Consider the following 6,833-nt stretch of genomic DNA (forward strand, 5'->3'; position numbering starts at 1 on the left):
GGACCTTGACCATGCTGACGCTGCTGCAGTCAGGGGGCGAGTGGACGGCCACCGAACTGGCCGAACGGCTCGACGCGAGCGTCCGCACCGTGCGCCGCGACGCCCAGCGGCTGCGCCGTCTCGGGTACACCGTCGAGGCCCGCCCGGGACCGGGCAGTGCCTATCGACTGAGCCCCGGGACCAGGATTCCGCCCCTGCTGTTCACCGCTGACGAGATCACCGCGCTGGTGGCCGGGCTGCATCTGATCCGCGCCTTCCTCCCCGAGGAGGCGGTCGCGTCAAGCGCGCTGCTCAAGCTGGACCAAGTGCTGCCCCGCCCGCTGCGACGCCGCGCGGCCGCCACCGACCTGGCCACCGAGGTGCTCCAGCAGCCTGGCGCCGTGGTCTCGGCGGCGATCGTCGGTGTGATCGCCGATGCGGTGGCCGAGGACGGCAGACTCCGCTTCCACTACACCGACCAGCACGGCCGCCCCTCCACCCGGCTGGTCGAGCCGTACCGCCACCTTCTGCGCGCCGGACACTGGTACCTCGTGGCGTTCGACGTCGACCGGGACGACTGGCGCACCTTCCGCCTCGACCGGATCACCGACATCTCACGGGTGGCGGGCACCTTCCGGCCGCACACGTTCCCCGATGAGTCCATCGAACACTGGCTGACCACCGACTTCGGCCGCGCCACTCACGGCGTGGCGTGACGCTCCGGGACATCCGAACCGAAGGTCCGCCGGTAGGCGGAGGGCGTGGTGCCGAGGGCGTCGCGGAAGCGGGCACGGAGGTTGGTGCTGGTACCGAGGCCGCTCTGGGCGGCGATCCGCTCGATGCCGAGGTCGGTGACTTCGAGGAGTTCGCGGGCGTGGCGGGCGAGAACCTCCAGCGTGCCTGGTCACTGGGCCCGCCGTCCCGAGGGGCTCGGGCGGACCGGTCGCGGCGGATGCGCCACGTTGACCGCGGCCGTGCCGCTCGGCTATCCACGGGTCAAGGACCCTTATCGAGAGGACACCCACCGTTGTCCGACATTCACACCGACGGCGCCGTGCGCGGCTTCGGCATCGACGCCATCCACGAGGCCGCGCGGCGGCTGACCGGCCATGTGGTCCGGACGCCGCTGCTCAACTCCCCGATGCTGGACGACCTCGTCGGCGCCCGCGTCCTGGTCAAGGCCGAATGTCTCCAGCTGACCGGCTCGTTCAAGGTGCGCGGGGCGCTCAACGCGCTGCTCACCCTGGACGAGGACGCGCGCCGCGCCGGGATCGTGGCCTACTCCGCCGGTAACCATGGGCAGGGCGTGGCCGCCGCGGCGCGGCTCGCCGGGTGCCCCGCGGTCATCGTCATGCCGAACACCGCCCCCCGTATCAAGGTCGACAACTGCCGCTGGTGGGGCGCCGAGACGGTGCTGTACGACCCGCGGACCGAGGACCGGGAAGCGGTCGCCCGGAAGACCATCGAGGAGCGCGGGATGACGCTGATTCCGCCGTTCGACGATCCCCGCGTCATGGCCGGGCAGGGCACCGTCGGCCTGGAGATCGCCGAGCAGGCGCGCGAACTGGGCCTGACCCCGGACACGGTCCTGGTGAACTGCAGCGGCGGTGGGCTGGCCGCCGGTGTGATCACCGCGCTCGGCGACGCGTTCCCCGGCCTCGCGAACCACATCGTCGAACCGGCGGGCTTCGACAAGATGGCCCGGTCCCTCGTGACCGGCCGCGTGTGCGCCAACCCCCACCCGCCCGGCGGCCTCATGGACGCCATCTCCGGCCCGGTGGCCGGTGCCCGCCCCCTGGCCGTCCTCCGCCGCCACGACGTGACCGGCCTGACCGCGACCGACGAGGAGGCCCTGGCCGCCATGGGCACGGCCCACCGCCTCCTCAAGATCGTGGTCGAGCCGGGCGCCGCCGCGGCCCTGGCGGCGGTGTTGTCCGGGAAGGTGGACGTCCGGGGCAAGGTCGTGGCGCTCGTGGCCTCGGGCGGCAACGTCGATCCGGCGGTCTACCGCAGGGCCCTGGCGGACTGAAACCGTGCACCGAGGAGCACTACGCCGACATCGCCCCGGCGGGGAAGACCGGTGGGCGATGTGACGCCCAGGGGCGTTCCGCTTCCAGCTGCGCCGCCACGCACACCAGCAGGTCCTCCCGTCCGTACGCCGCGGCCAGTTGGATGCCGACGGGTGTGCCGGACTCGGTCAGCGCCGCCGGTACCGCGATCGCGGGCTGGCCCGTGGTGTTGAACGGCGCGGTGAAGGCGAGCACGTCCACCGACCTCTGGAGGCCGTCGGGCTCCCGCCACGGCCACCCCACCGGCTTGGGCGGTGTGGCGAACACGGGGCTCAGCAGCAGGTCGAACTCCTGCCACCAGCGGGCCATGGCGGCCCGGAGCCCGCTCTGCCAGACGAGGGCGTCGGCGAGCTCCAGCCCCGTGATCTGCCGCCCGCGCCGCACCCAGAACCAGGTGACGGGGTCGAGGTCGCCGGGGCCGGGATCCTCGCCGAGCTCCCTGGCCAGCGCCTCGACGCTCTGTGCCGCGGTGACACTCAGCGCGTCGAAGAATGCCGTGAGGCAGCGGGGATCCAGCATGGGGGCGGGGTGTGCCTCCTCGACCTCGTGCCCGAGCCGTTCGAGTATCCGGGCCGTGTCGAGAACGGCCTCCCGCACCGCACCCACGACCTGAGGCGTGTGGTCGGGAGCATGGGTGAGGACACCGACCCTGAGCCGCCCCGGATCACGGCCGGCCATCGCGGTCAAACCGCCCGGAGGCAGGGGCGCGGGGCCACCCAGGTCCCCGGGCGCGCCCCCGCTCACCGCGTCCAGCACCGCCGCCGTGTCCCGCACGGTCCGGGTGACCACGGCCGGGACGCTGTGCCCCCACCTGCTGGGCCTGCCCGGACCCGCGCTGACGCGCCCCGCGCTGGGCTTCAGGCCCACCAGGTGGCAGAACGCGGCCGGCATCCGGATCGAGCCGCCGCCGTCTCCGCCCTGGGCGACGGGCACCATGCCCGCGGCGACCGAGGCCGACGCGCCCCCTGATGAACCACCCGGGGTGACATCCGTACGCCACGGGTTCCGCGTCACCCCGTGGACCCTGCTCTCGCTCACCGAGAGCAGGCCGAACTCCGGCGCCGAGGTCTGGCCGACGACGATGAAGCCCGCCGCCTTGAGCCGCCGGTTGACCACGGCGTCCTCCCGCGCGACCCGGCCGTGCCCGGCCACCCACGCGGATCCGAAGTTGGCCGGGTCGCCCTCGCTGTCGCTGAGGGACTTCGTCAGCGTGGGCACTCCGGCGAACGGGGCGTCCCGGCGCACCCGGTCCGCCTCCGCGAGCGCCCGCTCGTACCGCCGGTGCGTGATCGCGTTGAGCCGAGGATCGGTTTCCTCGATGCGCTCGATGGCGGCCTCGACGAGTTCTCGGGGGGACATCTCGCCCCGCCGGACCAGGTCCGCCTGGGCCAGTGCGTCCATCGTGGCCAGGATGGTCTTGTGGTTCTTTCCCGTTCTGTCCGTCTGACCATCGACGACCGTTCGCTGGTCCTGCGCACGGTCAAACACATGGGCCGGCTGCTGGACGAGGACGGCCGCTCCGTGGGCGTCGTCCCGCTGCTGCACCCGCACCCCCCGCGCCCGTCCGACCCGAGCCTGGCCCCGGGCCCCGAACGTCGATAGCCGTCCATGGCCGTCGATGTCCGGGGCGCGCGGGGGTGTCCTGCCTCAGGCGCTGGGGACGAGGGAGTCGTCCTCGGGGTGGGCGCCGGGGAGCTGGTGGCGGGCGGCGATCAGGGCGGCGTCGATGTCCCGGGTGCCGGTGACGACGCACAGCGTGTACGAGACGTCGGCGAGCCGCTGCCGCGCCTCCGGACTGCCGTTCTCGGCATGCAGCATGCGGAGGGTCTCGTACTGCTGGATGAGGTCGGTCAGCACGGCGGGGTGGGCCATGAGCATGGCAAGCTCCTTCTTCTGCTGAAGACGGGGGTGGGGGCGGGGTGCGGCGTGGCTATGCGTGGACCGGGATCCGGTCGGGCCGGGGCTCGGTCTCGACCTGGTCGCGGATCCGGGCGCAGCTGCGGGAGATGAGGCGGGAGACGTGCATCTGGGAGATGCCCAGCTCCTCGGCGATGCCGGCCTGGGTCATATCGCGGAAGAACCGCAGATACAGGATGTGCTGCTCCCGTTCCGGGAGCCGGTTCAGACACGGCTTGACCGATTCCCGGGCGATGACGGTGTCGTAGCGGGTCTCGGGCCGGCCGAGGGTGTCGGCCAGGGAGTAGCCGCCTTCGGCGCCGGCGAGTTCGGCGTCCAGGGACAGGGACCGGAAGCTGTCGATGGCCTCCATCCCGGTGAGGACGTCCTCTTCGCTCATGTCGGCGACCTGGGCGACCCGCGCCACGGTCGGGGAGCGGTCGGTGCCTTCGGCCGCGGCGAGGTCCTGAACGGTGGTGCGGACCCTGTTGCGCAGCTCCTGCACCCGCCGGGGGACGTGGAGGTCCCAGGCGCAGTCGCGGAAGTACCGCTTGAGTTCCCCGACGATGGTGGGGATGGCGTAGGGCTGGAAGGCGCCTCCGCGTCGGTGGTCGTAACGGTCGACGGCCTTGACCAGGCCCAGGGCGGCGACCTGTTCCAGGTCCTCCAGATTCTCCCCGCGGTTGCGGTAGCGGCGGGCGAGGCGGTGGGCCATCGGCAGCCATGCCTCGACCAGCTTCTCGGCCAGGGCCTCCCGCTCGGGTCCCTTGGGCATGGTGGCCAGCCGCTCGAAGTCGGCCGCGGTGTCAGGAGTGTCGTCGTGGTGGCGGCGGGCGCCCGCACCCGTGGCACTCATCAAGGTCCTCTTCCCTCCCTGCTCGGTTCGCTGTTCAGCAGAGCGGGAGGCCGGCACGGCACATCTGGGGCTCACAGCGCGCGGTGCGCGCCTCCCGCCAGGTGTGCCTGCCTTCCGAAGCACCTTGGTCACTCACTCTTCTAGCCAGGGCCACCGACCTCAAACCAATGAATTCATGAATTCTGGTTCGTGTTCGACTCTCTCGGAGCTGCCGCTGGTCACGGCGACGGGGCGCGGAGTGACGTCGGCCACGCCGGGTTTGCCCGTCTTGGTCGCGTCAGTTGCTCATGACGCGACGCCAGATGGCGACGGTGGTCGCGGTCGCGGCGGAGTAGTCCTTCCCGGGGGAGCAGGCGGCGCGGTAGAAGGTCCGTTCCGTCAGCCAGCACAGTGCGTGGGCCAGCGCGGCGGCTCCGTCGGGACCGCCCTCGTCGGGGATCCCCGCCCGCGTCAGCACCTGGGTCATGGTGCGGGCGAAGGCGTCAACCGTGTCGTTCCAGGCGGTTCCGATCACCGGGTGCAGCGCGGAGTAGTCCACGGCCGCCCGCATGACGGTGCCGTGCTCGCGCCAGACCCGCTCCACCCCGTGGACGGCCCGTTCCATCACCTCGACGGGTGGGGAGGTCGCGTCCTGCGCCGTGCTGTCGGCCTCGGCCCGGATGGTGCGCAGAGTGCGCTCGACGAGGGCGGCGAGGACCTCGTGCTTGTTGCCGAAGTAGAAGTAGAGGGAGCCCCGTGAGATCCCGGCGCCTTTGGCGATCGCCTCGACCGTGAGCTCCTCGAGGCCGGTGTGCTCGAGCAGCGCCTCGGCGGCGTCCAGGAGGGCCTGCTCGCGCAGGTCTCCCTTTCTCGGGGCGGCACTGCGCCTTCCCACGGTGATCTCCCCTGATCGGCTCTTCCGAGCACTGTACTTCCGCCGGACAAGGTCCTATGTCCTGAGTCCGGTGTCCTTGTCCGGCAGTGGGTTCACGCGTTGGTGATCTGCGCCCCGTCGGGGAAGTCCGTCGTCCGCGACAGCTTCTCCCAGCCGCGGATGTCGTCGTCCACCGCCTGCCGGGCCGCCGCGACCAGGCGCAGCGCGTCCGAGCCCAGCACCAGATGGCCGGGGGGCTCGGGGACGTCGAGGATGTGCAGCAGCGCTTCGGCGGCCTTCCGCGGGTCGCCGAGCTGGTTGCCGCTGGCCGCTATCCGCGCCTCGCGGATCGGCGTGAACAGCGCGTCGTAGTCGGTGATGGTGCGTTCCGCGCGGGTCATCGACCGGCCGGCCCAGTCCGTACGGAACGAGCCGGGCTCGATGGCCGTGACATGGATGCCGAACGCGGTGACCTCCTTACGGATGCTCTCGAGCATGCCCTCCAGCGCGAACTTGCTGCCGCAGTACGCGGACATCCCGGGCACCGCCATCAGGCCGCCCATGGAGGTCACGGCCATCAGATGGCCCGCGCGCCGCTTGCGCATATGAGGGAGGACGGCCCGCAGCGTCGCCGCGGCCCCGAACACATTGGTTTCGAACTGCGCCCGGACCGCCGACAGCGGTGTCTCCTCGAAGATCCCCTCCAGGCCGTACCCGGCGTTGGCGATGACCACATCGAGCGGACCGACGGCCGCCTCGACCTCGTCGACCATGGCGCGTACGGCCACCTCATCGGTGACATCCAGCCGACGGGCGTGCGCCCGGCCCGGCGCCAGGGCCTCGAACGCCTCCCGGTCGGCTTCCCGGCGCACGGTGCCGACCACCGTGTGCCCCGCGTCGAGCGCGCCCTGGGCGAACGCCCGGCCGAGCCCGCTGCTCACACCGGTGATCAGGAAGGTCTTCATTTTCGCTCACATCCCTTGGTCGCGGCAGCCGCGCCGCGCATAGGTTCTGGCCTCTCCGCCAGAAAATCTACACCACGTCGATTTTTTTAGTACACGGGGGGGGCGGGGGCCGGGGGCAAACCCTACACGAACCCCCACCAACACCCGAAGAGAAAAAAACAAAGAGAACCACACACCCCCCCCCCCACCACAAGAGAGAGCCACACACCCACACA

General features: G+C 71.6%; 9 protein-coding genes. 3 read left to right on the plus strand and 6 right to left on the minus strand.

All coding sequences use genetic code 11. From position 1 onward, the window contains the following. Positions 1–11 precede the first annotated feature (11 nt). On the plus strand, positions 12–695 hold the full coding sequence (locus tag ACFXB5_RS06585; protein WP_385203413.1) for a helix-turn-helix transcriptional regulator: 684 nt from the start codon (positions 12–14) through the stop codon (positions 693–695). Here ACFXB5_RS06585 and ACFXB5_RS06590 read toward each other — a convergent pair. Beyond that, positions 680–874 (minus strand): helix-turn-helix domain-containing protein, encoded by a 195-nt coding sequence (locus ACFXB5_RS06590; RefSeq protein WP_385203415.1) that lies wholly within the window; start codon positions 872–874, stop codon positions 680–682. The two genes, ACFXB5_RS06585 and ACFXB5_RS06590, sit on opposite strands and share 16 nt — an antisense overlap. 132 nt (positions 875–1,006) lie before the next feature. On the opposite strand from ACFXB5_RS06590, the gene ACFXB5_RS06595 reads away from it, so the two are divergent. Next, positions 1,007–2,008: a threonine/serine dehydratase gene (locus ACFXB5_RS06595; RefSeq protein WP_385203204.1), complete on the plus strand. Its 1,002-nt coding sequence runs from the start codon at positions 1,007–1,009 to the stop codon at positions 2,006–2,008. A 19-nt stretch (positions 2,009–2,027) separates the two neighbouring features. On the opposite strand, the gene ACFXB5_RS06600 is transcribed toward ACFXB5_RS06595, so the two are convergent. Beyond that, complete coding sequence (locus ACFXB5_RS06600; RefSeq protein ID WP_385203208.1) at positions 2,028–3,449, minus strand: amidase; 1,422 nt, start codon at positions 3,447–3,449, stop codon at positions 2,028–2,030. Positions 3,450–3,467: 18 nt separating this feature from the next. Here ACFXB5_RS06600 and ACFXB5_RS06605 point away from each other — a divergent pair, with 18 nt between their 5' ends. After that, positions 3,468–3,650 carry a hypothetical protein gene (locus tag ACFXB5_RS06605; RefSeq protein ID WP_385203211.1) on the plus strand — a complete coding sequence of 61 codons (183 nt, stop codon included), beginning with the start codon at positions 3,468–3,470 and terminating at the stop codon, positions 3,648–3,650. 45 nt (positions 3,651–3,695) lie between these two features. Here ACFXB5_RS06605 and ACFXB5_RS06610 read toward each other — a convergent pair whose 3' ends face one another. From ACFXB5_RS06610 to ACFXB5_RS06625, 4 genes are all read right to left on the minus strand, one after another. After that, complete coding sequence (locus ACFXB5_RS06610; protein ID WP_137976854.1) at positions 3,696–3,926, minus strand: DUF5133 domain-containing protein; 231 nt, start codon at positions 3,924–3,926, stop codon at positions 3,696–3,698. A 52-nt stretch (positions 3,927–3,978) separates the two neighbouring features. Further along, a complete protein-coding gene (locus ACFXB5_RS06615) occupies positions 3,979–4,800 on the minus strand; it encodes a SigB/SigF/SigG family RNA polymerase sigma factor (protein WP_385203216.1) in 822 nt (273 codons plus the stop codon). A 277-nt stretch (positions 4,801–5,077) separates the two neighbouring features. After that, positions 5,078–5,674 carry a TetR/AcrR family transcriptional regulator gene (locus ACFXB5_RS06620; protein WP_385203219.1) on the minus strand — a complete coding sequence of 199 codons (597 nt, stop codon included), beginning with the start codon at positions 5,672–5,674 and terminating at the stop codon, positions 5,078–5,080. A 92-nt stretch (positions 5,675–5,766) separates the two neighbouring features. Next, positions 5,767–6,618 (minus strand): oxidoreductase, encoded by an 852-nt coding sequence (locus ACFXB5_RS06625; protein WP_385203222.1) that lies wholly within the window; start codon positions 6,616–6,618, stop codon positions 5,767–5,769. Between the last annotated feature and the right edge of the window lie 215 nt (positions 6,619–6,833).

Origin of the sequence: Streptomyces sp. NPDC059455, from assembly GCF_042750115.1 — a bacterium.
Classification (GTDB): domain Bacteria; phylum Actinomycetota; class Actinomycetes; order Streptomycetales; family Streptomycetaceae; genus Streptomyces; species Streptomyces endocoffeicus.

What these genes read in the sequence shown, in the direction of transcription:
- ACFXB5_RS06585 (WP_385203413.1), top strand. Translation starts at nt 12, where the DNA reads ATGCTGACGCTGCTGCAGTCAGGGGGCGAGTGGACGGCCACCGAACTG.
- ACFXB5_RS06600 (WP_385203208.1), bottom strand. Translation starts at nt 3,449, where the DNA reads ATGGACGCACTGGCCCAGGCGGACCTGGTCCGGCGGGGCGAGATGTCC.
- ACFXB5_RS06610 (WP_137976854.1), bottom strand. Translation starts at nt 3,926, where the DNA reads ATGCTCATGGCCCACCCCGCCGTGCTGACCGACCTCATCCAGCAGTAC.
- ACFXB5_RS06615 (WP_385203216.1), bottom strand. Translation starts at nt 4,800, where the DNA reads ATGAGTGCCACGGGTGCGGGCGCCCGCCGCCACCACGACGACACTCCT.
- ACFXB5_RS06625 (WP_385203222.1), bottom strand. Translation starts at nt 6,618, where the DNA reads ATGAAGACCTTCCTGATCACCGGTGTGAGCAGCGGGCTCGGCCGGGCG.